25 protein-coding genes and 2 tRNA genes are annotated in these 23,915 nt (G+C 59.9%); 23 read left to right on the top strand and 4 right to left on the bottom strand.

The annotated features are described in order from the left end of the window. Positions 1-56 precede the first annotated feature (56 nt). Positions 57-1,529, top strand: coding sequence for a glutamate--tRNA ligase (gene gltX, locus MHX53_RS06940; protein WP_293848236.1), 1,473 nt, complete (start codon positions 57-59; stop codon positions 1,527-1,529). Positions 1,530-1,594: 65 nt separating this feature from the next. Further along, on the top strand, positions 1,595-2,857 hold the full coding sequence (locus tag MHX53_RS06935; protein ID WP_239271710.1) for an alpha/beta fold hydrolase: 1,263 nt from the start codon (positions 1,595-1,597) through the stop codon (positions 2,855-2,857). 29 nt (positions 2,858-2,886) lie between these two features. Here MHX53_RS06935 and MHX53_RS06930 read toward each other — a convergent pair whose 3' ends face one another. Then, entirely contained in the window at positions 2,887-3,165 is a 279-nt protein-coding gene (locus tag MHX53_RS06930) for a hypothetical protein (protein WP_239271709.1), read from the bottom strand. Positions 3,166-3,318: 153 nt separating this feature from the next. Here MHX53_RS06930 and MHX53_RS06925 point away from each other — a divergent pair. Further along, positions 3,319-3,390, top strand: a tRNA-Gln gene (locus MHX53_RS06925). Positions 3,391-3,406: 16 nt separating this feature from the next. Continuing rightward, positions 3,407-3,479 (top strand) — tRNA-Glu (locus MHX53_RS06920). 84 nt (positions 3,480-3,563) lie between these two features. On the opposite strand, the gene MHX53_RS06915 is transcribed toward MHX53_RS06920, so the two are convergent. After that, a complete protein-coding gene (locus tag MHX53_RS06915; protein ID WP_239271708.1) occupies positions 3,564-4,202 on the bottom strand; it encodes a DUF4282 domain-containing protein in 639 nt (212 codons plus the stop codon). A 107-nt stretch (positions 4,203-4,309) separates the two neighbouring features. Next, complete coding sequence (locus MHX53_RS06910; RefSeq protein WP_102238688.1) at positions 4,310-5,029, bottom strand: IclR family transcriptional regulator; 720 nt, start codon at positions 5,027-5,029, stop codon at positions 4,310-4,312. Positions 5,030-5,167: 138 nt separating this feature from the next. On the opposite strand from MHX53_RS06910, the gene leuC reads away from it, so the two are divergent. The 7 genes from leuC to MHX53_RS06875 all read left to right on the top strand — a co-directional run bounded on the left by leuC (position 5,168) and on the right by MHX53_RS06875 (position 12,014). Beyond that, complete coding sequence (gene leuC, locus MHX53_RS06905) at positions 5,168-6,571, top strand: 3-isopropylmalate dehydratase large subunit (protein ID WP_239271707.1); 1,404 nt, start codon at positions 5,168-5,170, stop codon at positions 6,569-6,571. Positions 6,572-6,603: 32 nt separating this feature from the next. Further along, positions 6,604-7,203 carry a 3-isopropylmalate dehydratase small subunit gene (leuD, locus tag MHX53_RS06900; protein WP_239271706.1) on the top strand — a complete coding sequence of 200 codons (600 nt, stop codon included), beginning with the start codon at positions 6,604-6,606 and terminating at the stop codon, positions 7,201-7,203. 67 nt (positions 7,204-7,270) lie between these two features. Next, the gene (gene murA / locus MHX53_RS06895; protein WP_239271705.1) at positions 7,271-8,590 is read left to right on the top strand and encodes a UDP-N-acetylglucosamine 1-carboxyvinyltransferase; all 1,320 of its coding nucleotides are present in this window, start codon (positions 7,271-7,273) and stop codon (positions 8,588-8,590) included. Next, positions 8,587-9,321 (top strand): lysophospholipid acyltransferase family protein, encoded by a 735-nt coding sequence (locus MHX53_RS06890; RefSeq protein ID WP_239271704.1) that lies wholly within the window; start codon positions 8,587-8,589, stop codon positions 9,319-9,321. Before murA ends, MHX53_RS06890 begins: the two co-directional genes overlap by 4 nt. Further along, a complete protein-coding gene (locus tag MHX53_RS06885) occupies positions 9,318-10,322 on the top strand; it encodes an NAD(P)H-dependent glycerol-3-phosphate dehydrogenase (RefSeq protein WP_239271703.1) in 1,005 nt (334 codons plus the stop codon). The genes MHX53_RS06890 and MHX53_RS06885 overlap by 4 nt, the downstream gene beginning before the upstream one ends. Positions 10,323-10,353: 31 nt before the next feature. Then, positions 10,354-10,902: a YbhB/YbcL family Raf kinase inhibitor-like protein gene (locus MHX53_RS06880; RefSeq protein ID WP_239271702.1), complete on the top strand. Its 549-nt coding sequence runs from the start codon at positions 10,354-10,356 to the stop codon at positions 10,900-10,902. A 2-nt stretch (positions 10,903-10,904) separates the two neighbouring features. Continuing rightward, a complete protein-coding gene (locus tag MHX53_RS06875; RefSeq protein WP_239271701.1) occupies positions 10,905-12,014 on the top strand; it encodes a D-alanine--D-alanine ligase family protein in 1,110 nt (369 codons plus the stop codon). A gap of 22 nt (positions 12,015-12,036) precedes the next feature. Here the strand turns inward: MHX53_RS06875 and MHX53_RS06870 are convergent, their stop codons facing one another. After that, positions 12,037-12,546: a DUF3515 domain-containing protein gene (locus tag MHX53_RS06870; RefSeq protein ID WP_239271700.1), complete on the bottom strand. Its 510-nt coding sequence runs from the start codon at positions 12,544-12,546 to the stop codon at positions 12,037-12,039. Positions 12,547-12,565: 19 nt separating this feature from the next. Here MHX53_RS06870 and thiL point away from each other — a divergent pair, with 19 nt between their 5' ends. The 12 genes from thiL (at position 12,566) to MHX53_RS06810 (ending at position 23,909) form a co-directional block, all read left to right on the top strand. Continuing rightward, the gene (gene thiL, locus MHX53_RS06865) at positions 12,566-13,552 is read left to right on the top strand and encodes a thiamine-phosphate kinase (protein WP_239271699.1); all 987 of its coding nucleotides are present in this window, start codon (positions 12,566-12,568) and stop codon (positions 13,550-13,552) included. Then, positions 13,549-15,048 carry a DAK2 domain-containing protein gene (locus tag MHX53_RS06860; protein WP_239271698.1) on the top strand — a complete coding sequence of 500 codons (1,500 nt, stop codon included), beginning with the start codon at positions 13,549-13,551 and terminating at the stop codon, positions 15,046-15,048. The genes thiL and MHX53_RS06860 overlap by 4 nt, the downstream gene beginning before the upstream one ends. A 2-nt stretch (positions 15,049-15,050) precedes the next feature. Next, positions 15,051-17,252, top strand: coding sequence for an ATP-dependent DNA helicase RecG (locus tag MHX53_RS06855; RefSeq protein WP_239271697.1), 2,202 nt, complete (start codon positions 15,051-15,053; stop codon positions 17,250-17,252). Continuing rightward, positions 17,253-17,798, top strand: a complete 546-nt coding sequence (rsmD, locus tag MHX53_RS06850; protein WP_239271696.1) for a 16S rRNA (guanine(966)-N(2))-methyltransferase RsmD — start codon at positions 17,253-17,255, stop codon at positions 17,796-17,798. A 3-nt stretch (positions 17,799-17,801) separates the two neighbouring features. Next, a complete protein-coding gene (gene coaD, locus MHX53_RS06845) occupies positions 17,802-18,296 on the top strand; it encodes a pantetheine-phosphate adenylyltransferase (RefSeq protein ID WP_239271695.1) in 495 nt (164 codons plus the stop codon). A 102-nt stretch (positions 18,297-18,398) separates the two neighbouring features. Beyond that, positions 18,399-18,908, top strand: coding sequence for a DUF177 domain-containing protein (locus MHX53_RS06840; RefSeq protein ID WP_239271694.1), 510 nt, complete (start codon positions 18,399-18,401; stop codon positions 18,906-18,908). A gap of 2 nt (positions 18,909-18,910) precedes the next feature. Further along, positions 18,911-19,114 (top strand): 50S ribosomal protein L32, encoded by a 204-nt coding sequence (gene rpmF / locus MHX53_RS06835; protein ID WP_040348679.1) that lies wholly within the window; start codon positions 18,911-18,913, stop codon positions 19,112-19,114. Between the two features lie 10 nt (positions 19,115-19,124). Further along, a complete protein-coding gene (rnc, locus tag MHX53_RS06830) occupies positions 19,125-19,817 on the top strand; it encodes a ribonuclease III (RefSeq protein WP_239271693.1) in 693 nt (230 codons plus the stop codon). A gap of 31 nt (positions 19,818-19,848) precedes the next feature. Next, positions 19,849-20,820, top strand: a complete 972-nt coding sequence (gene mutM, locus MHX53_RS06825) for a bifunctional DNA-formamidopyrimidine glycosylase/DNA-(apurinic or apyrimidinic site) lyase (protein ID WP_239271692.1) — start codon at positions 19,849-19,851, stop codon at positions 20,818-20,820. Positions 20,821-21,254: 434 nt separating this feature from the next. Continuing rightward, positions 21,255-22,172, top strand: a complete 918-nt coding sequence (locus tag MHX53_RS06820; protein ID WP_239271691.1) for a sensor histidine kinase — start codon at positions 21,255-21,257, stop codon at positions 22,170-22,172. After that, entirely contained in the window at positions 22,169-22,858 is a 690-nt protein-coding gene (locus MHX53_RS06815; protein ID WP_239271690.1) for a response regulator transcription factor, read from the top strand. The genes MHX53_RS06820 and MHX53_RS06815 overlap by 4 nt, the downstream gene beginning before the upstream one ends. 142 nt (positions 22,859-23,000) lie before the next feature. After that, positions 23,001-23,909 (top strand): ATP-binding cassette domain-containing protein, encoded by a 909-nt coding sequence (locus MHX53_RS06810; RefSeq protein WP_239271689.1) that lies wholly within the window; start codon positions 23,001-23,003, stop codon positions 23,907-23,909. Positions 23,910-23,915: the final 6 nt, after the last annotated feature.

The following is a 23,915-nucleotide window of genomic DNA, read 5'->3' as shown; positions in this document are numbered from 1 at the left end:
ACGTAACTTCACCACCACACTTACACACACGAACACACATACAAAGAAGGAACACCGTGACTGTACGAGTCCGCTTTTGCCCGTCACCAACCGGAACCCCGCACGTGGGAATGGTGCGTACCGCCCTGTTTAACTGGGCATACGCCAAGCACACCGGCGGAACCTTTGTTTTCCGTATCGAAGACACCGACGCCGCCCGCGACTCAGAAGAGTCCTACGGCCAAATCATCGAAGCGATGAAGTGGCTGGGGCTGGACTGGGACGAAGGTATCGACGTGGGCGGACCACACGGTCCCTACCGCCAGTCACAGCGTGGCGACATCTACGCCCAGATCATTGAGAAGCTCAAGGCCGGCGGCCACATTTACGAGTCGTACTCCAACGCGGAAGAAATTGAAGCCCGTCACCGGGCTGCCGGCCGTGACCCCAAACTGGGCTACGACGGGTATGACCGTGACCTGACCCAGGAACAGATCGCAGAGTTTAAGGCGCAGGGCCGCGAACCTGTGTGGCGTGTGCGCATGCCCGATGAAGACATCACGTTCACCGACATGGTGCGCGGCGACATTACGTTCAAGGCCGGTTCTGTTCCCGACTTCGTGGTCGTGCGCGCCAACGGCCAGCCACTGTACACCCTGGTGAACCCGGTTGATGACGCGCTCATGGGTATTACCCACGTGCTGCGTGGTGAAGACCTGTTGAGCTCAACCCCACGCCAGATTGTCTTGTATGAACACCTCAAGGCGATCGGTGTTGCTGAGCGCACCCCAGAGTTTGGTCACCTGCCTTATGTGATGGGCGAAGGCAACAAGAAGCTGTCCAAGCGTGACCCCGAATCGAACCTGTTCCACCACCGCGACAACGGGTTCATCCCCGAAGGTTTCATCAACTACCTTGCGCTTTTGGGCTGGTCGATCGCTGCTGACCGCGACATTTTCAGCGTTGATGAACTCATCGAAGCGTTCGACATCCACGACGTGTTGCCCAACCCGGCGCGCTTCGACGTGAAGAAAGCCACGGCCATTAACGCCGACCACATTCGCATGTTGGACGTTGACGACTTTGCGCAGCGTCTGGTGCCGTACCTGCAAGCGGCCGAGGTGTTGCCCCAGGAACCGACCGCCGAGCAGTTGGCAGTGTTGAAGGAAGCGGCGCCGCTTGTGCAGACCCGCATGAACCTGCTCAGCGAAGCCCCTGATCTTCTGCGCTTCCTCTTCGTGTCAGACGACAACTTCGAGTTCTACGAAGACGGCCTCAAAACACTGAAAGACACCGCGCCACAGGTTCTGGACCAAGCGATCGAAACGCTGGAACCCATCACCGACTGGACCACAGACACGCTCCACACGGCACTGCAAGAAACCCTGGTGGACAAGGCCGGCATTAAGCCTCGTCTGGCGTTCGGGCCACTTCGCGTGGCAGTTTCTGGACGCCGAATCTCGCCACCTCTGTTCGAATCCATGGAGATTCTGGGCAAGGACTCGTCCATGTTCCGTCTCAACAAACTACGCGAGCACCTGGCTGAGTAACCCGCAAGCACGCCCTGAGCCACGAAACCCGGCAACCACCTCGGCGAACAACGACAAGGAGACCCATGCTCACCCGCACGTACACGATTCCCGGACTCAACGTTGACGAACACACCGTCACGGTGCCGCTCGATCACTTTGGGGACACCCCAGGGGAGCTCGAGGTGTTCGCGCGCGTGTACTCCCTGCCGGGTTCCGCAGAGAAGCCGTACCTGGTGTACCTGCAGGGTGGGCCGGGGTTTGAAGCCCAGCGAGTGACCGACCCTTCCGGATGGGTCGGGCGCGCACTTCGCGACTACAACGTGGTCATGTTGGACCAGCGGGGCACCGGGCAGTCCAGCCCTGTTGGTTTTGTTGACGGGCACTTTGTGGGCACGGGCGACAACCAGACACCGGCCACGGTGGCGGACTACCTGACGCATTTCCGGGCGGACGCCATTGTGGAGGACGCCGAGGTCGTTCGCCAGTCCCTAGGTGCTTCCACATGGGCGGTGTTGGGGCAGTCGTTCGGCGGATTTACCGCGTTGCGGTACTTGGCCGAACACCCTGAGTCCTTGGAGCGTGTCATGTTCACCGGCGGGCTACCACGGGTGCCAGGTGCGGACGGCGGTGAAGCTGATCCTGCGGTGGCGTACCAGGACACGTGGACGATCATGGCCGGGAAATCGGAGCGGTTCTTCAAGCGCTATCCGCATGCGCGCGAGGCGTATGAGCGTCTGTTTGAGCGGGCATCTGATGGGATTGAGTTGCCGGATGGCACAGTGGCTACGCAGGCTCATGTGCGTGGACTGGGCCAGTTCCTGGGCGCCAGCGGGGGAGCGGAACGCTTGAACTATCTGTTGGCACTGGGTGACTCGGTCGCCGGGCGTCACGACCTCCAGGACGCTTTGACATTTGGTGCGCGCAACCCCATCTATGCGGTGTTGCACGAAAGCTGCTGGGCATCCGGTGTCGTTACGCGTTGGGCGGCCGAGCGGGCCCGCCCGGAAGGGCAGTCGCCGTTCGCTTTGGCCGGAGAGCACGTGACGCAGGATCACTTTGAGTCCGGTCCTCTGGAGGCGTGGAAGGATGTGGCGCATCTGCTGGCAGACCACGAGTGGCCGGTCATGTGGGACGCGGACAAGCTTGCTCACGCACGTGGCAAGGTTCCCGCGGCTGCTGCGGTGTACTTCGACGATGCGTATGTGCCGTGCAAACATTCCTTGGCCACTGCCAAGCTCGCGGGTGTTGAGCCGTGGGTGACTAACGAGTATGAGCACAACGGACTGCGTGCGTCAGGGGAGCGGGTGCTGGACCGCCTGCTGGCCATGACGCGCGGCGAAGTGTGATGGCGCGCGGTCTGCCTAGGTGCGAGTAGCTAGCTCACAGCTTGGTTGCGCCGTTTGAGTACGGTAGCGATGATGATCGCGATGATCGGACCCAGAATGGGCACGAATACTGCTAACAGAATCAGCAGTGTCGTGTGTAGCGGTTTGAGCCGGGCGAAAACTACCAGGACTATCGCAGTGACCAGCAATATGAGTGAAACAGGAGCTACGAACATCATGGCCACAACACCTGCGTCGGCATAGAAGGGAACCTGCGGGCCGGTGTTCATGACAAGATGGGAGCACAACGCCACAGTTGATACGAACATTTTCGCCTCCTTGAAAACACCCGGTGAGATGGTTTGATGATAGCGCCCCCCTGTGATGGGCAACACAAATGCGAGTCCGTTTTGCACAAGAGCGCCGAGGTATGTAAAGTAGTCTTTCGTTGCCGACGCGGGCTTCAAGCCCGAGTCTTGCATTGGGGTATGGTGTAATTGGCAGCACGAGTGATTCTGGTTCATTTAGTCTAGGTTCAAGTCCTGGTACCCCAGCGCTATTTCAGCACAAGCCCCCGTCGTCTAGTGGCCTAGGACGCCGCCCTCTCAAGGCGGAAACGGCAGTTCGAACCTGCTCGGGGGTACACATTCCAAAACTTCATACAAATGAGGGGCGCATCTACACAGATGCGCCCCTCATGCGTGCCGTATGCGGTTGCTAGCTCCGACTAGTCGGTCAGAGCCCTCCGCATTTCGGTGGTGTTTTGAGCTGTGCGGATATTGGCGACCATGAATTCGAGCGCAATACGCGACAAAATGATCTGCGCAAGAGCAGGAATCCACCCCAGGAAAATAGTGGGCAGGAACATCATGCCCAAGAGTCCACCGCCTTCACCAGAAAGGGCGTAGCTGAGACCACTAGCGGCCGCAGAAGCAAGCGCGGTGATGACGATCCACAGAAGCCATGTTCCCACTGCAGTGACGATTGAAAGCGTGTACAAGACACTTGCAAAGTTGATCGTGACAAAGGTTTCAAACTTCAGATCAAACAGTGCCTTGACGAAGCGCGTAAACACATTGCCTTTAGGAGCCTGCGTCTGAACCTGGCCAGTTGGCTGAACGTTCTGGACGGGAACCCCGCCCGTGCTGTAATTGGTCGTTGGGTACGGTTGGCCAGCGGCCGGTTGAACAGGTGCAGAAGCATACTGTTGCTGCGGAACCTGGCTCGTCTGGGCCGATCCCTGAGGCACGTTGCCCGGGGTTGCCTGCGGGGCGGAACCATATGGGCTTGAACCGTACGCGCTGGGTGCGTTGGAGGGTGGCGTCGGGTTATTAGGTGCGCCGTTTGAAGGGTAGTTGTCAGTCATGCTGGCATCCTTTGTCCATGGTGGTGCTACACCACACATGTTACGCAATTCGGACATAAAAAGCGGGGCTACCCCACGTGAGGGCAACCCCGCTGTGTAAAAGCGTTTTATGCGCGGTTTAGCGCATCCGTGAGAGCCTTCGCCGCCTCCAGAACGGACTGCGCGTGCAAGCGACCAGGCTGCCTGGTCAATCGCTCAACCGGTCCGGAAATCGACACCGCCGCCACAACTCGCGAACTTGGCCCACGCACGGGAGCGGAAACTGAAGCAACGCCACGTTCACGTTCCGCGATCGACTGTGCCCAACCTCGGCGGCGGACACCAGAAAGAATCGTGGCAGAAAAGCGTGCGCCACGCAGGCCTGTGTGCATACGGTCTGGCTCCTCCCATGCGAGCAAAACCTGCGCAGCGGAACCCGCGCGCATGCTCAAGGTTGCGCCAATAGGAACGGAGTCGCGCAGACCCACGGGACGTTCAGCTGCGGCGACGCACAAGCGCAAGTCACCCTGGCGACGGAACAGCTGAGCGGACTCACCCGTGCGATCACGCAACTGGTTGAGAACAGGGCCAGCGGCAGCGAGCAGACGGTCCTCGCCGGCTGCGGATGAAAGCTCGGATAGGCGTGGGCCCAAAACGAACCGCCCTTGAAGGTCTCGCCCAACCAGCCGGTGATACTCAAGAGCAACCGCCAGGCGGTGTGCGGTGGGGCGGGCCAAGCCGGTGAGGCTCACGAGTTCAGCCAGCGAAGCGGGCCCGGCTTCAAGTGCGGACAAGACGAGTGCGGCTTTGTCGATAACTCCAACGCCACTTCCATTTTGGTTGCTCATACCCTCAATTGTAGGTCTCACCATCTAAGATGCAAGTTCGGATGGTGGTACATCTGGCTAGTGTGAGTCTCGAAAATCGCATGTGAGCGCCGGCGCCACGTAGCAGGTGCAGGTTGCGTGTCGTGAAGGAGATCTACCGTGGGAACCACACTGGCGGAGAAGGTCTGGGCTGACCACGTTGTCACAGCCGGTCAAAACAACGAACCCGACCTCATCTACATCGACCTCCACCTCGTCCACGAAGTCACCAGCCCTCAGGCATTCGAAGGGCTTCGACTCGCAGGCCGCAAAGTACGCCGCCCCGACCTCACAATCGCAACGGAAGACCACAACACCCCTACCGTTGACATCGACCAACCCATCGCCGACCTCACCAGCCGCACCCAGATCGAAACCCTGCGGAAGAACGCTGAAGAATTCGGCATCCGCTTGCACTCCTTGGGTGACGTGGAGCAGGGGATCGTACACGTGGTGGGCCCTCAGCTGGGCCTGACGCAACCGGGAACCACTGTGGTGTGTGGTGACTCCCACACCTCGACCCACGGTGCGTTCGGTGCTCTTGCGTTCGGGATCGGCACCAGCGAAGTCGAACACGTGCTGGCCACCCAGACACTCTCCCTCAAGCCGTTTAAGACCATGGCCATTACGGTCAACGGAACCCTGCCCGAACACTCCTCGGCCAAGGACATCATCCTGGCTGTCATCGCAAAAATCGGCACCAACGGTGGTTCCGGCCACGTGCTTGAGTTCCGAGGCGAAGCGATCCGCAACCTGTCCATGGAAGCGCGCATGACCCTGTGCAACATGTCGATTGAAGCAGGTGCCCGCGCCGGTATGGTCGCACCCGACGACGTCACGTTCGAGTACCTGCGGGGTCGCCCCCACGCGCCCACGGGTGACGCGTGGGACCAGGCGGTTGCGTACTGGAAGACCTTGCGTACGGATGAGAATGCGGAATTTGACGCCGAGGTCGTTTTGGACGCCGCGGACATCGAACCTTATGTCACATGGGGGACGAACCCTGGCCAAGGGTTGCCACTTTCACAGTCGGTTCCCGACCCCGCCCAGATCGTTGACGAAAACGAACGAATCGCGGCAGAAAACGCCTTGGCCTATATGGACCTGGAACCTGGCACCCCGCTGAAAGACATCGCGGTGGACACCGTGTTCTTAGGCTCGTGTACCAACGCCAGAATTGAGGACCTGCGTAGCGCAGCAAGCGTTCTCCGAGGTCGTTCAAAGGCTCCCAATGTACGCATGCTGGTGGTCCCCGGCTCGGCTAAAGTGCGCCTGAAGGCTGAAGAAGAGGGGCTGGACAAGGTATTCACCGACTTCGGCGCAGAATGGCGTTTCGCCGGATGCTCCATGTGCCTGGGAATGAACCCGGACCAGCTTTCGGAAGGCGAGCGGTGCGCATCCACCTCGAACCGCAACTTTGAAGGACGCCAAGGAAAAGGCGGACGCACCCACTTGGTCAGCCCAGTCGTGGCCGCGGCCACCGCAGTCAACGGAACCTTGTCAACCCCGGCAGACCTGGCATAGAGCCACGCAACGAAGAGCACATAGGAGTCATCGTGGAAAAGTTCACTTCACACACCGGCGTGGGTGTTCCATTGAACCGTTCGGCCGTTGACACTGACCAGATCATTCCGGCCGTGTACCTCAAACGCGTAACCAAAACTGGTTTCGACGACGCGTTGTTTGCGCGCTGGCGCAAAGACCCTGAGTTCGTTCTCAACCGCGAACCGTACACACACGGGTCAGTGCTGGTGGCAGGACCCGACTTTGGAACGGGCTCATCCCGTGAACACGCAGTGTGGGCGCTACGCGACTACGGTTTCAAAGCCGTTCTGTCATCACGCTTTGCCGACATCTTCCGCGGAAACGCAGGAAAGAACGGCCTTGTCGTGGCCCAACTTGAGCAAAGTGACATCGATCTGCTGCTCAAGCGCATCGAAAACCAGCCTGGGATCGAAGTCACCGTCAACCTCGAAACGCGGACGGTCCACTGCGATGACCTCACACTGCCTTTCGACATCGACGACTTCACGCGCTACCGCCTCATGGAGGGGCTGGATGACATCAGCCTGACACTGCAGCACGAAGGCGATATCGACACGTATGAAGCCCAGCGACCAGGCTTCAAGCCCACAACTGTTCCTGTCCCAGAGTGAGCAAACTGAAAACAAAGGAACCCTGCCTGGGCTAGCATTGCTCTAGTTGCCCAAAGAAAGGATTCCGATGCTGATCGTGCACGGAGGTACACCTCTGGCCGGCACAGTTCGCGTACGCGGAGCCAAGAACTTGGTGTCTAAGGCGATGGTGGCCTCGCTTCTGGGTGAGACCCCGTCAGTTCTGCGTAGCGTTCCGCGAATTCGCGATGTTGAGATCGTGACCGGTCTTCTGGAACTACACGGTGTTCGCACCCACACAGCGCCAGATGGTGACCAGCCAGACGGCGAAATCCATATGGACCCAAGCAACATCGAGTCCGGTTCGATTCCCGACATCGACGCACATGCAGGGTCTTCGCGTGTACCGATCCTCTTCTGTGGTCCGCTGTTGCACCGCTTGGGCCAAGCGTTTATCCCTGACCTCGGTGGGTGTCGAATCGGCGACCGCCCCATCAACTTCCACTTGGACGTTCTGCGCCAGTTTGGGGCAACCGTCGATAAGACGCCGGGCGGCATCAAGCTCGAAGCACCTCGGCGACTTGCCGGCACCAAAGTGGAACTGCCGTACCCATCTGTGGGAGCCACCGAACAGGTCCTTCTCACCGCAGTCCGTGCAGAAGGTACTACTGAGCTCAAGAACGCTGCTGTTGAACCGGAAATCATGGACCTCGTAGCAGTGCTACAGAAGATGGGCGCCATTATTTCGGTTGACACTGACCGCGTGATTCGCATTGAAGGTGTCGACTCCCTGCGCGGTTACACCCACCGCGCCCTGCCAGACCGCATCGAAGCCGGGTCGTGGGCCTCGGCCGCACTTGCCACCGGGGGCAGAATCTTTGTCGAAGGCGCCCAGCAAGAGCCCATGATCACGTTCCTCAACGTGTTCCGAAAAATCGGTGGAGAGTTCGACGTTCGCGAAAACGGCATCCTCTTTGCACACCCGGGAACCGACCTGCAGTCAGTAGCCTTGGAAACCGATGTTCACCCAGGATTCATGACCGACTGGCAGCAGCCACTGGTGGTCGCGCTTACGCAAGCAAATGGGCTGTCCATCATCCACGAAACCGTGTATGAAAACCGGTTTGGGTTCACGGACGCGCTTGTGCGTATGGGGGCGAACATCCAGCTCTACCGTGAATGCTTGGGCGGTACGCCATGTCGATTCGGTCGTATGAACTTCAACCACTCGGCCGTGATCTCCGGGCCCACAACGCTCACGGGCAAAGACATCGAGGTCCCGGACCTGCGTGGCGGTTTCTCACACGTCATCGCAGCGCTTGCCGCTGAAGGCACCAGTAATGTGCGCGGGCTTCAACTTCTGAACCGCGGATACGAAGACTTCACCCACAAACTCGAGTCGCTGGGTGCGCGAATGGAGATTCCATGACCCAGAAACCCTACGACGTGACCTTCACGCCTGAAGACCAAAAGCGCACGCACCGCTTGGCCCGCGTGGTCGCGCCACCGCTACGAACCGCGTATCGCGTTTTTGGTCGGTGGGTAGACGAAAACCCACACAACATCCCTCAAGACGGCCCAGCGATCCTGGCGGTGTACCACGCGAGCCTGCTCGACCCGGTGTTCGTTGCGCTATCCCTGTGGTCGAACGGACGCATGCCGCGTTTCATGGCCAAGTCCCCACTGTTCACCGGCATCATCGGACGCCCCATGCGCGCGCTGGGACAGATCCCGGTTCTTCGCAACTCAGCGACCGCCTCGGACTCCTTAAAGTATGCCCGCAAGGCACTTGACGCGGGCGAATGCGTGGTCATCTACCCGCAAGGAACCCTAACCAAGAACCCCGAACTCTGGCCCGAAAACTTCAAAACTGGTGTGGCCCGCCTCGCGCTGGAAAGTGGCGTGCCCATCGTGCCGGTAGCGCACTGGGGGACCAGCGCCCTCATGCCACCGGGGGCCAAAAAGCCTGCCCTCAAACCAGGTAACATCGTGCGCATTTCCTACGGTGAACCCATCGACGTCTCGGGTATTGAACCTACCCGCGACAACTTGCGCACCATCACCAACCACGTTGAAGCCGTGATCGCACGCGACGTCGCACGGCTCAGCGGTAAACCACTGCCCGAACGCTACACGCACGCATTGGAGCTGTCCTTATGAAAATCGCGGTCATGGGCGCCGGGTCGTGGGGAACGACCTTTGCCAAAGTGATTGCTGATTCGGGTAACCCCGTAACGGTGTGGGCGCGTAAAGACGAGGTCGCCCACGAAATCAACACGCAGCACACCAACTCCCGGTACCTGGGTGACATTGTGCTCAGTGATCTCATCACCAGCACGTCAGACCCGGTCCAGGCCGTTTCCGACGCAGATGTTGTGGTGCTTGCGATTCCCGCGCAGAGCATGCGCGCCAACCTGTCGCAGTGGAAGGACCACCTGAAACCGGACTGTGTTTTGGTGAGCCTCATGAAGGGGATTGAGGGTGCGTCCGGTAAGCGGATGACTGAAGTGATCGCCGAGGTGGCAGAGGTTCCGCTGTCCCGTGTGGCTGTTGTGTCCGGGCCGAATTTGGCAAAGGAAATCGCGGAGTCCCAGCCAACGGCAACGGTGATTGGGTGCGAGTCGGCGACCACGGCCGAGGCGCTTTCCGATTTGTGTGCCAACAACTACTTCCGTCCCTACACCAACGCCGATGTTGTGGGAATTGAGCTGGGCGGAGCCATTAAAAACGTGATCGCACTGGCGGTGGGGATCGCAGACGGTCAGGGCTTAGGCGACAACTCAAAAGCGTCGATCATTACCCGAGGTCTGGCAGAGACGACTCGTCTAGCTGTCGCCATGGGGGCTCAGCAACACACGCTGTCAGGTCTGGCCGGTTTGGGTGACCTGGTGGCCACGTGCGCGTCCCCACTTTCGCGAAACCGCACCTTTGGTCGCTTGCTGGGGGAGGGCAACACGGTTGACGAAGTCGCCGCCCAGATGACGCAAACTGCCGAAGGCGTGAAAACCGCACCCGCAGTTCTGGCGCTGGGTGACGCTCACGGAGTGGAACTTCCGATCACACAAGCTGTGGCAGCCGCCCTGGATGGATCGCTGGCAGTTTCAGATCTGTCAGGTGTTCTTTTGGCGCGTAAACGTAAGGACGAAGCTCCAGTTCGTTAGGCTGAAAGAACCACAAAAGGAGGAGGAAGACATGTCCACATCAACCGACTATCTAAACTCACCATTTGCACGTATGAACGAAGTTCCCCGCTTCGATCTCACCAGCCCCGACATTACTGAAGGTCAGCCACTGGCGGTTGCCCAGACCTCGGGAATCATGGGAATCGACGGTGGTCAGGACCGTTCGCCTGCCCTGTCTTGGAGCGGTGCCCCAGAAGGTACCCAGGCATACGCTGTGACGTGCTTTGACCCCGATGCACCAACGGGCTCCGGATTCTGGCACTGGGTGCTCACCGACATTCCGGCAGACGTGACTTCCCTTGAAGCCAACGCGGGTGACCCCGATGCGGGACTGCTTCCAGAAGGTGCTGTCATGATGCGCAACGACGCAGGTTCTGTACGTTTTGTGGGTGCTGCTCCACCGGAAGGACACGGCCCGCACCGTTACTACTTCATTGTCCACGCTCTTTCCAAGCCTCTTGGTCTTGAGCCTGACGCAACCCCAGCTTTTGTTGGATTCAACATGTTCTTCGCCTCGCTTGGTCGTGCCTGGATCCAGACCACATATGAAGTGAAGTGATAATGACGAAACGCCCCCTTGTCGCCGTGCTCTTCGGTGGCCGTAGCTCTGAACACTCAGTCAGTTGTGTAACGGCAGCCGGAGTGATGAACGAAATCGATCCGAACGCTTTTCGCCTCCTTCCCATTGGCATCACACAGGAAGGAAAATGGCGGGTTGTTAACGACTGGAAGTCCTTTGCTTTTGACCGGGACAACATGCCGCAGGTCGCAGACAACCAGACCGAAGTGTTCGTGTCACCATCGAGAAACGGTTCACTCATCGAGCGCGACGCACAAGGGGCGTTCACCGATTTAGGTTCCCCGGACATCGTGTTCCCACTCCTACACGGAAAGTACGGGGAAGACGGTGCCATGCAGGGCCTCTTGACCCTCCTCGACGCGCCGTTTGTGGGCCCCGGAGTGTTTGCCTCGGCCGCCGGGATGGACAAGCACTTCACCAAAATGGTGCTGCGCGCAGCCGGCATTCCCACAGCGGAGTGGAAAACCATCACGTTTACCCAGTACAACAGTGACCCACGCGCTGCCATCGACTCCCTGCAGGAGCTGGGGCTACCCGCGTTTGTTAAACCTTCCCGCGCTGGGTCCTCGGTGGGCATTAGCAAGGTCAGTGACACCTCGGGCTTTAAAGCTGCGCTTGACGATGCCTTCGCACACGACACCAAAGTCATCGTGGAACCCTTTATTGACGGTCGCGAAATCGAATGCGCGGTGCTTGGGTCAGTCAACGACGCTGAGCTCAGGGCATCTTCGCCAGGTGAAATCACCGTGTCGGGCGACCACGAATTCTATGACTTCGACGCCAAATACCTGGACTTGGACGCGACCACGCTCACGTGCCCAGCCGATGTCGAACCAGACGTGGCTGAGCGGGTTCGCGAAATCGCCTGCCAAACGTTCCGAGCATTCGACTGCTCAGGCCTGACCCGCGTGGACACGTTCGTGAGACCAAACGGTGAAGTGTTGGTCAACGAAATCAACACGTCCCCCGGATTTACCCCGTCATCTGGGTACCCGGTCATGTGGCAAAACAGTGGACTGCCGTACCGGGACCTCATTACCGAACTGCTGACGATCGCCGTCGAGGACCACAAACGCGCAACGACCGCGTAAGGGCACGGAGCCGTAGCGGTGGCTACGGTGTGGGCGATTCTGTGGCAATGGGGTTGTTGTTTTCATCAACAACCGTGGCGTCTTTTGTGCTTACGCACTCACCGGTTTTTTCTAGTGTGGACACTGCTCCTGAGACCGCGGTGAGGACATTCGCGCCGGACACCTGTTTGGGGTCCACAATCACTTCGACGGAAGGCGTGCGGCCATAGGCCACGAAACGCCATGAGTCGTCCTTTTCTTCCACCGAAATCCAGTCCACGCCGTCCACATGGACGCATGGGTCGGTGGTGGGTGCGGGAGGTTCCATTCCGCAACGAAGAATGACCGAGGTGGGGTTGCCCCACGCGTCGGTGGCTTGCGAGGATGTTTTGCGGTTTTTGAAGTCGCCGATTGTGTCAGGGAGTCGCAGCATGACATCGGCGCATGCTGCGGACGTCGCTTGCGGAGCCGGTTCCACCACAACGGTTGGGGTGCATGCACTTACACCCGCAAGAGCGAGGCCAACAAAACAGATCGACAGAACACGACGCATATGACCCAGGATAGCCGTTATGAAAATGCGTAAGCTGGTGGCTATGCAACAGTCGTTAGGATCCCTGGGAGAAGATCGCGTCTTAGAGCGCATCCTGTCACACGTAGACACCGGAGACTACGTGTCGGTGGGACCCGGCGACGACGCAGCTGTTTCCACCTTGCCCGGCCCCACCGTCACCACAACCGACATGCTGGTGGAGGAAAGAGACTTTCTATGCGAGTGGCTCGACCCGTACAGATTAGGGGTCAAAGCGGCGGCTCAAAACCTTTCGGATCTCTACGCAATGGGTGCTACGCCTCACGGGCTCCTCATGTCCCTCTCGGCCCCCAACGACACTCCCATCGACATGATCGAAGAGTTCACGCGCGGGCTCAATGACGAGGCCCAGCGAGCCGGAGCCGCCATCATCGGGGGAGACCTGTCAACCGGAGGGCTCATCACGGTAGCGATCACTGCCATTGGGTACCTGCGCACCGAGCCGATCCTGCGTTCCGGCGCACGCCCCCACGACGGGGTGTTCCTAGCTGGCACGGTAGGCAACGCCGCGGCCGGACTCGATCTGCTGTTTGCCGGACACCGACTCGGAAACAGCGCAACCGACCCTTTCATCGAAACCCAGCTGGCACCTCGGCCGGACTACACCACAGCGGCCCTGTTGCCAGGGTGGGCGCACGCTGGAATTGACGCCAGCGACGGACTCAGCGGAGACCTGGGCAAGGTCGCGCGGAAGTCTGGGGTGGACATCCACCTGGACCCGGAGGCAATCGCAGGACTGGCCAACCAGGTTCGCCCAGCCGCGGAAATCCTTGGCGACTCAGGCAGGGCACTGAAATGGGTGCTCCACGGAGGCGAAGACCACGGGTACCTGGTTACCGGGCCAGCAGACACGGCTCCGGTAGGCTTGACCCGGATCGGAACATGCGTGGCCGGGACGGGAAAACTCACGCTTGACGGAACAGAAGTTCAGCCCGGAGCGTTCACCCACTTTTCGGAGGCACAGTGAAGGATTCGGCTCGCGTCAACGCGAGGCTCGCGGCACGGTGGGCCAGGCGCGCGGTTGAACGCATGAAGCGGCGCCGTCACGACATCGACGAAATCAACGTGTTTCCCGTGCCCGACGGTGACACCGGCACCAACATGTACGACACGGTTCGTTCCGCGTACCGGGCGGTCGAAGAACTCACGGGAACCGTGACCATGCACCGCGTGGTTGACGCCATGGCGACAGGTGCGCTGAGGGGAGCCCGAGGTAATTCCGGGCTGATCCTGTCTGTGGCCTTGCGTGGGGTCGCCGACGCGCTGGACGGTGTGGCCGAACTCGACGCGAACACGTTCGCCGGGGCGATGGAACTCGCAGCGGCTAGGGCCGAACAAGCGATTGCGACCCCTGTTCACGGAACCATGGTGACCGTGCTTCACGAAATGGCTCAGAAGGCACGTGAAGAAGCTGATGCTGGATCGGACCTGCTGGCCCAGTTGGAAGCGGTGCGCAAACGTTCACGCGAAGCCCTGGGCGAGACCACGGGGCAGCTCGCGGTCCTTTCCGACGCGCACGTCGTCGATGCGGGGTCTTCTGGAATTGTGGAGATGTTTGACCTGCTCTACCTGACCGTTTCGGGGCGGTCGCCGGCTTCTGAAGGCGTGCGGTACGCGCCTGCTCAGGGTGTTGAAATGCGTGCCGAGGTTGGCCTTGAGCTGGTGTTTTGGTGTGCCGAGCAAAAAGACAAGACTCGGGAAGTGACGCGCGCGCTCACGAAGCTCGGGGGTACGTCCATTGTGGTGTCGTGGCCAAAGATTCACGTCCACGTGCCTGACGATGAAACGGCTCGTTCGGTTTTGGCGGCATGTGAGCCGTTGGGGATCGTGCAGTTACGCATGGAAGATCTCAGTGACGAAGGCGGTTCGCAGATTACGGTGGTTGGGCTGGCCAGCGGCATGGGTGTTCTCATGCAAACAGCGCTCACCCAGGCGGTCGCTGTGAACGCTAATGTTCCTGGGTGGGCGGATCACGTGGACGAACTGATTGAGGACGGCGCCCACACAGTCGTCAGTGGTGTTCCTTCAGTGACCCACGAACTCCTTACCGCGGCCCCGGCTGATGCTGTTCTCACCACTCCTGGCCCGGTGTCTTTGCTTGCCGCGATGGCCGTGTTTGACCCCGAGGTCGATGCTCAAGACAGCAGGGACGACATGCGGGAGGCAATCGAAGGAACCCGGGAAGGTGTGATCACTCGCCCGCACCCAGAAGGACCGTTCTTGTCCGAGGACGGTGAAACGCGAGGCGCGTCCGAGTCGTTGTCTGAAACAGTTTTGGTGCTCGTGGAGTCGTTAACCCACGAACATTCGGCGGAAATCATCACGCTTGTGACCGGCCGGGACGTCCAAGCCACCGGGCTGGTGGCCACCGTCGCCCAGTTGAAGACGCAGTACCCGGGCGTGCGCGTGGATGTCATTGAAGGCGATGTGCCCGAATGCATCGTCGCTGTTGGGTGCGAATAGAGATGGCCGGACCAGCAGACACACTTTTTGACCACTTCGTTCACACACGAGAGCAGAAGACGGCGTTTTCAAACCTGGGACTCAGCACAGTCGACCAAGTGCTCAGGCACGTGCCTCGAACCTATCTGTTCCCCGGTGAGCTCACACCCATGGAAGAGCTCGAACCGGACACCACCGCCGTGGTCCTAGGCAAGGTGCTCTCGGTTGATCTGATCAGGCTGAGAGATCGTAAACGCTCACTGACCAAGGTGAAACTTCGCGGAAGGTACACAGCGGTTGATCTGACATTCTTCAACATGCCGTGGCTGGAAAAGAACCTGGCACTCGGACAAAACATCGCAGTTTCCGGGAAAGTGGTTGACACCCAGTACGGGAGGCAAATCAACCAGCCCAGGATTTTGGACAGCAACTTTGATCTAGACGACGGTGAGTGGGGCAGGGGCTCCGTGAGCATGCACCAGGAAATGCAGATGACCAAGCCCATGCCCATCTACTCCGTCAAAGGTAAAAGCAAACTGTCTACGGTCACCCGTGTGATTCACCGAATGCTTGACCGCCTGCCCATGGAAGCGTTCGCAGATACCATGCCACAGCACGTGCGGAACGAGATGGGGCTGTACTCGTACAAGGAAGCGCTGGAAGGCATTCACCGGCCACGAGACAAAGCCCAACTTCAACAGGCTCGCGACTGGTTCGCATTTGAAGAAGCGTTCGCGCTCCAAACCTACATGCTCAGCAACAAGCAGGTTCATGAAAAGGAAGCCGCCCCCACGCTCGCCGGGGCAGCCATGGGCAAGCTCGACCAGTTCGACCAAAACCAGACTTTTGAACTCACCCGGTCACAAAAACAAGCTGGCACGGAAATCTCCCGCGACCTGGTGCGCTCAACCCCCATGAACCGGCTTTTACACGGGGACGTGGGGTCCGGGAAAACACTTGTGGCTCTGCGGGCCATGTTGCAGGCGGTGGACTCCGGATACCAAGCCGCCCTTCTAGCCCCCACTGAAATCCTGGCCACCCAGCACGTGGGAAGTCTGCGCTCGCTGTTAGGTGAGCTCGCCTCGGACGGGTTCACCGACGGAGTGCGAATCGAACTCCTCACCGGCTCAATGTCCGGGCGCGAACGCAAACGCGTCGCCACCGAACTCGCAGCTGGAATCGTGGACATTGTCGTGGGAACACACACGCTCCTGTCCGACACCACCATCTTCGACAAACTCGGGATCGTCGTCATCGATGAGCAGCACCGGTTCGGTGTTGAACAGCGCGAACAGCTACGAGAAAAAGGCGGCGGGAAGGTTCCGCACACCCTGGTCATGACCGCAACCCCCATTCCACGCACCGTGGCGTTGACGGTGTACTCGGACCTGGACGTGAGCACTCTGCGGGAACTTCCCGGTGGCCCCAAACAGGTGAGTACCCACGTGGTTCCGATGCACGAAAAGCCCCGGTGGTTTAACCGCGTGTGGGAAGTGGTGTCCGAACAGGTGCAACACGGGCACCAAGCGTTCGTTGTCACCAGTCGCATCGACTCCGAAGAAGACCCAGACGCTGTGAACGACGGCACGCAGGGCGGGGGTGCCGGGGAGACAGGGGGCTCAGACCCAGGGCGACCTCGGCTCTTAGGGGTAGAAGAACTTGCAGACAAGTTGCGTTCCCTCCCGGAGTTAAAAGACGTGCGCATTGAAACCTTGCACGGGAAGTCCGAACAAGACGTGAAAGAAACCGCCATGCAGCGGTTCAAGGATCACGAGTTCGACGTGCTGGTGGCAACCACGGTGATCGAAGTGGGGGTAGACGTCCACAACGCCCGCGTCATGGTGGTGTTCGACGCTGACCGGTTCGGGGTGGCGCAACTCCACCAGCTCCGAGGTCGCGTGGGGCGTGACGGCAAGCCAGCCATGTGCTTTTTTGTCACCCAGAACCGCGAAGACTCCGAATCGAGAGAACGCCTCGAGTACGTGGCCTCGACAACGGACGGATTCGCGTTGGCAGAATACGACCTCAAAACCCGCAAAGAGGGTGACGTTTTGGGAACGAGCCAGTGGGGTGCGGCCCGCCTGCGCTTTGTGTCCATCAAAGACGAAAACCTCATCATGACCGCCCGCAACGCAGCCCAGGACGCTCTTACGGACGACCCGCAACTCGCCCAAAGGCCAGCGCTCGCGCTGTACCTCACCGACATCATGCAGATCGAGGCATGAATGCGCGTCATCGCTGGAAATTACAAGAGCCACGCACTCACCGCGCCGCACGGAGCGGACACTCGACCCACCTCGGACCGGGTGCGCGAATCCCTTTTCGCAACCCTGGACATGCTGGGCATGCTCGATGGGGCGCGGGTCCTGGACTTGTTTGCCGGGTCCGGCGCGTTGGGAATAGAAGCGCTTTCCCGAGGTGCCAGCGACGCTGTGTTTGTCGAAAAGGCTCTCCGTGCTGTCGCCACAGTGAAGAAAAACCTGGCAGCGGTAGGGGAGAAGCGCCTAGTTGTGCAGGGGGACGCGACCGCGCCCGCGGTGACAGGGGAGTTCGACCTGATCCTGGCCGACCCTCCATACCCCCTGGACGAAACTGCTATTACGCGGATGCTCACCCGGGCAGAAGCGCTACTCAAGGACGACTCGTCGCTCATCGTGGTGGAACGGTCCGCGCGCTCGCCACAACCGGTAGCACCGGAGACTCTGAGCCTGTTTAAGTCAAAAACATACGGGGAAACTGCCATCTGGATGTACGAGCGGGCTAGGATTTAGGGCATGAAGGTAGTGTGCCCTGGATCATATGACCCTGTTACTCGCGGACATATCGACATTGTGGCGCGGGCGGCCCGCCTGTTCGATCAGGTCGTGATCGCCGTCGTTCACAACCCCAACAAAAACGGGACGTTCAGCGTGAGCGAAAGGCTCGAACTCGTCAAAGCCGGGTTACAGGAAGACCCGCGGACCACCTCGGCCGGCAACATCGAATTTGACGACGTCCCCGGCGGGCTCCTTGTGGACTACTGCGAATCCATTGGGGCTGTGGGTGTGGTGAAGGGAATCCGCTCCGGTACGGACTACGCGTATGAACTACCCATGGCGCACATGAACCGGCATCTGAAGAACATCGAGACCATCTTCATTCCTGGTGACCCTCTGTACGAACACATTTCCAGTTCACTCGTACGCGAGGTCTACTCGCTGGGTGGTGACATTGAAGGCTTGGTGCCCACAGCTGTGCTTGAAGCACTCAACGAACGGGCGAACAAGTAAGCTTGGGTGCGAGTTGAACATCGAGTTGAATATGCAGGGACGCGTTCGGTAAACTGGACAATCGCGTGTCAGTCGGGACCGCTTCCGTCAGGAGGGTGAGGCGTGAAAGAGCTTGTATTAGATCTTCGCTCGCTTGGGCTCTTCAAGAAACCTGGTGAGTGGATCAAGCACACCATGACGGTAGGCGCCCCGGAAGACCTGCGGAACGAAATGATCGGAGTCCCCACGGGTGACCTCCTGGACATTGAGTTGCAGCTCGAAAGTGTCGACGAAGGCATTTATGTCACCGGCACCGTGAGCGCAACAGCCAAAGGACAGGACGCCCGGACGCTCGAAGACATGACGTTGCCACTCAACGTGGATATAACCGAACTCTTCGTATACGACCGGCCCCAAGAGGACGAAGACTCGTACGAGATTGAGAACGGAATGCTCGATCTTGAACCGGCAGTCCGCGATGCTCTGGTGATGAGCTTGCCCTTCAGGCCACTGAAGTCTGGAGAAGAGGGTGAGTTCAGTTACACCGTGGGTGACGTGGAGGAACCGGTTGATGATACCGATCCGCGATGGTCTACACTGAAGAGTTTGTTGACTGAAGAGAAAGAGAGCTAGACGTGGCTGTTCCAAAGCGAAAGATGTCGCGCAGCAACACCCGCCACCGTCGTTCGCAGTGGAAGGCAAAGGCACCTGCCCTTGTTAAGACTGTGGAGAACGGTCGCGTTGTGTACTCGCGCCCACACCAGGCCCGCGTAGTTGAAGACTCCGCAGGTACCCCGCTGTTCCTTGAATACAAGGGACGCAAGGTAGCTGACGCCTGAGCGACTACCTATGAGCGAACTTAACAAGCGTCTCGGGGTCAACATTGACCCCGAGACGCTTCGTCTTTCTCTGACCCACCGTTCATATGCGTTTGAAAACGGTGGCATCCCCACCAATGAACGGCTTGAGTTCTTAGGCGATGCGGTCCTGCAGCTCAAGACCACCAAGTGGTTGTTTGACCACAACACGGATGCGTCTGAAGGCCGGTTGGCGAAGATGCGATCCGCGGTTGTGAACTCACGTGCGCTGGCTGGAGTTGCGCGCACGTATGGGATTGGTGAGTTCCTGCTGTTGGGCAACGGTGAAGAACGCACCGGTGGCCGCGACAAGGATTCGATCCTGGCCGACACCGTTGAGGCCATCATTGGTGCCTGCTATGAGTCCCAGGGTCCTGACGCTGCGGACGCTTTAGTTGAGCGCCTGGTTGGGCCGCTTCTTGAAGACGCAGTGAACCTGGGCGCGGGCATGGATTACAAGACTACATTGCAGGAAGCTGCCGCGGACTTAAGCCTGGGTGCCGTGCATTACGATGTCACCGGTGAAGGCCCCGATCACGCACGCGTGTTTACCGCGGTGGCGTATCTAGGCGAAACGCGATGGGCTTCCGGCGAAGGCACGTCGAAGAAAAATGCTGAACTTGTGGCTGCGGAAATCGCGGTGAAAAAGATTCTTGAGAAGTACCCTGGGTGGCACCGGAACTAGTGGCTGGGCACGCAAAGGAGCGGGGGCCTGAATGCCTGAACTTCCTGAAGTAGAGTCCGTGCGCCGAGGTCTTTCTGCCTGGCTCACAGGCGCCACCATCACCCGTGCCCGGGTGCTCGATGCGCGGATACTGGGGACCACCTCGGCGAGGAATGTGCCTGCAGAGCGGGTGGTGAGTTTTGAACGCGCGCTAGCGGGCGTGCGGATTGCGTCAGTTGAGCGGCGCGGAAAGTACATGTGGATGCCGCTGGTTGGTGCTGGACTGGTTGGCACTGGGCTGGTTGGTGCTGGACTGGCTGGTGACGGTGAGGCCGCCGAGGTGGGTGAACGGGCGCTAGCCATGCACCTGGGAATGAGCGGGCAGGCCAGGATTCACGACGCAGATGACCCGTTGCACCCGCACACGCGGGCGGTGTTCGACGTGGCTGGGCCTGCAGGGGTGGCACAGTTGCGGTTCGTGGATCAGCGTATCTTTGGTCACCTGGGTGTTGAACGTCTGGTGCCTGGTGCTACAGGTACGGCTGGTGAGCGTCGTTTGGTGGCGGAGTCGGCGCGTGGGGCGGGCCTGGATCCGTTTGAGGATGGGTTTTCGGTGCCGGTGGTGGCAAGAGCTATTGCACGCAAGAACGTGGCGATGAAGTCTGCTCTGCTGGACCAGCGTGTGGTCAGTGGTGTGGGCAATATTTATGCTGATGAGGCGTTGTTTGAAGCGGGCGTACACCCGGCGGCGCGGGCTTCGCGGTTGCGGATTTCGCGGATTGAGCGGGTGCTGGAGGCTGCGCGTGATGTGATGGCGCGTGCCTTGGAGGTGGGTGGCACCAGTTTTGATGCGCTGTATGTCAATGTCAACGGCGAGTCCGGGTATTTTGAACGGTCGCTACAGGTGTATGGCCGGGAAGGTCAGCCGTGTGTGCGCTGTTCGACGCCCATTACGCGGGTTGTGCTGGGCGGGCGGTCGACTCACGTGTGTGTGAAGTGTCAGAAACCGCAGCGCTTGCGTTAGATGTCGTGGCGTTCTGCCCGGGTGTGTTGAGCGGCACTGTGGCTGTGACGGTGAATGATTCTGGTGTTGTGTGAAAGTCGGCGGTGCCTCCGACCATGGTTTCTAGTGGGGTAAACTCGGTGGCGATGGATAGACTCGCCCCCTGCGAGGACCGTAGCGGTGCGATCCGGTTCATGGGGGACGAAGCAGGCGGTCGGAGTAACTGGTTTCAACAGCACCCCCGAACAGTGGACCTGGTCGTCGTGCTCGCGGTATTCGCATACAACCTGCCGATACAGTTCGGTTCGGTGCCAGACGATCTCTGGTCGGGCACCGGTGTCGTGCTGTCCATAGGGCTCTGCGGGCCCTACTTACTGCGCCGGCGGTATCCGGTGGGAGCGTTCGTCGCTGTTCAGACGGTCGCCTTTGTTCAGGTCCTGCTCGGCGTGGAGTTGATGCCCGCTGACTTGATGCTCTTACTCGTGGTTTACAACCTCGCCGTTAAGACTCGATGGGCCGTCTCTGTTGTCGCAACGGTGGTGACGCTCGGGTGGTTACTCGCAGTGACAGTGCCCACTATGGCACGTGACCATTTGAGCGTCGGGGACGTGGGGGTTCTCTTCACTATCGTAGTGTGGGCATGGACGTGGGGATTTTTGGTTCAGAACCGGCGACGCTACATCGAGAGTCTGCGTCAGCGGGCAGAGCAACTCGAGCGCGAGAAAGCAACGGAAGCGGCAATGGCGGCGGCGACGGAGCGAACGCGCATTGCCCGGGAAATCCATGACATCGTTTCCCACGGCCTTAGCGTGGTTGTGGTCATGTCCGATGGGGCGGCAAAGACCGTGGACAGCGCTCCAGAGCAGGCTAAGACGGCGATGCTTGGCGTGCGCGACACGGGGCGTGCCGCGCTGGCGGATATGCGCCGGATGCTCGGGGTCCTCCGCAACGACGAACCGGGCTCGCATGCCCCCCAGCCAGGTATAGCCGAGCTCGACCGCCTCGTCGAGGATTCGGCGGTTGCGGGCCTGCCCGTTTCGTTTTCCGTAGCGGGGGAGAGCGGTGTGGAGCCGATTCCGACGAGTGTCGACCTCGCGGTATTCCGCATCGTGCAAGAAGCACTGACGAACGCTCGTAGGCATGCCGGTCCTGAAGTGACGCGCGTAGATGTCCGCATTGCGTACCAGGAAGACACGATAGAGGTGAGCGTTGTCGACGACGGGAAGGGACCGGCGGGGTGCGACGGCACGGGGAGCGGGCTCATCGGCATGCGCGAGCGAGTCGCCGCGCACGGTGGCGTGTTGCGCACGGGTGCACGACCCGGGGGCGGATTTGAGGTCGTCGCGAGTTTGCCGAAACGGGCCCGGCAATGAGCGTACGGGTGCTGCTGGTTGACGACCAGGAGATGATCCGGAAGGGATTCCAGATGGTGCTTAACTCCCACCCCGAGATCGAGGTCGTCGCTGAGGCCAGCGACGGTGACGAAGTGCTCGAAACCCTAGCTGAGAACCCTGCCGATGTCGTGCTCATGGACGTTCGCATGTCTCGAACGAACGGTATCGAGGCCACCAGGCTTGTAGCGGAGCTGGAAGATCCGCCGAAGGTGCTGATTCTAACGACCTTTGACCTCGACGAGTACGCCTACGAGGCGCTACGTGCCGGCGCGTCAGGGTTCATGCTCAAGGATGCGACTCTTGAGGAACTGGCGGCAGCTATCGGTCACGTTCACCAGGGTGACGCAGTGGTGGCCCCCAGCACGACTAAGCGTCTGCTCGAGCACTTTGCGCGTCCTGAGCCAGACGACTACGTAACGCATGAAGCGCGCGGTCCCGCGCGGGGCGAGCAGGTTTTCGAGGAGCTCACACCTCGCGAACACGACGTGCTTCGGCACGTCGCTCGGGGGCTGTCCAACGCTGAGATTGCTAGGGAACTCGTGCTTAGTGAGGGGACCGTCAAGGTTCATGTCGGCCGTGTGCTCATGAAGCTCGGTATTCGCGACCGGGTGCAGGCTGTCGTCCTCGCCTACGAGACCGGGCTTATCGCACCGGGTGGGAGCTGATCGGCCCGTTAATACGCTCAGCGTATTCGGCATAGTCGTATCACTCGTGGCGTAGAAGAATCGCCCTATGCCTTGAGGCATAGACACAAGATATGCCTGCGGAGAGACGACACGAACCGCGCCTTCCAGGATATTTGATGGTATGACCTCCATGATCGTTGCCACTCAGAACCTGACCAAGCGCTACGGCGGACGTACCGTCGTCGAGAATCTCGACTTGCGCGTCCCTGAAGCTAGCGTGTACGGCTTCCTGGGTCCCAACGGGGCCGGAAAGTCGACGACAATGAAGATGTTGCTTTCACTGATCCAGCCCACGAGTGGCGAGGTCCATATCATGGGCCGGCCCATGACGCGTCGCACGCGGCGCACACTGTTACGTGGCATAGGCTCGCTCATCGAGTCGCCTCCCGGTTACGCCCATCTCACAGGCGCGGAGAACATGCGCATCGTCAAGCGCCTGCTGGGTTTGAGCCAGCAACAAGTCGACCAGGCCATCCGGTCTGTTCGGCTACAGAACCAGATGGGCAAGAAGGTCCGCGACTACTCGCTGGGCATGAAGCAACGCCTAGGCATCGCAATGGCCCTAGCGAGGCAACCGCGGTTGCTCATCCTGGACGAGCCGACCAACGGCCTGGACCCAGCCGGTATCGACGAGATGCGCAATTTGTTGCGACAGCTGGCTGCCGGAGGCGTTACCGTCATGGTTTCCTCCCACCTCCTGGGTGAAATTGACAAAACAGCGACTGTGCTGGGAATCCTCAGCCAGGGCCGGTTGATCTTCCAGGGAAGCCGTGCCGAGCTGATGGCGGCGTCCACCCCGGACGTACTCATCAATTGCACTGACCCGGAGTTCGCAGTCTCGCGATTGGGAAGCTTCAACGCCAAGCTCACCATAGACAGCGAGGTCGCAATCTCCAACCTCGACAATAGGCAGACAGCCGATGTCGTCGCTGCGTTGTGCGCAGAGGGGGTGGGCGTGTACGGCGTCCGTCGCCACGAGCAGAGCCTCGAGGATGTGTTCATGCGTCTGACGGCAGGTGGTCAGTTGTGAGATATC

Source organism: Brevibacterium sp. ACRRH (assembly GCF_022346365.1).
Taxonomy (GTDB): domain Bacteria; phylum Actinomycetota; class Actinomycetes; order Actinomycetales; family Brevibacteriaceae; genus Brevibacterium; species Brevibacterium paucivorans.
The sequence above is the reverse complement of the archived record's forward strand: the minus strand, read 5'-3'. Positions and strand labels throughout refer to the sequence as shown.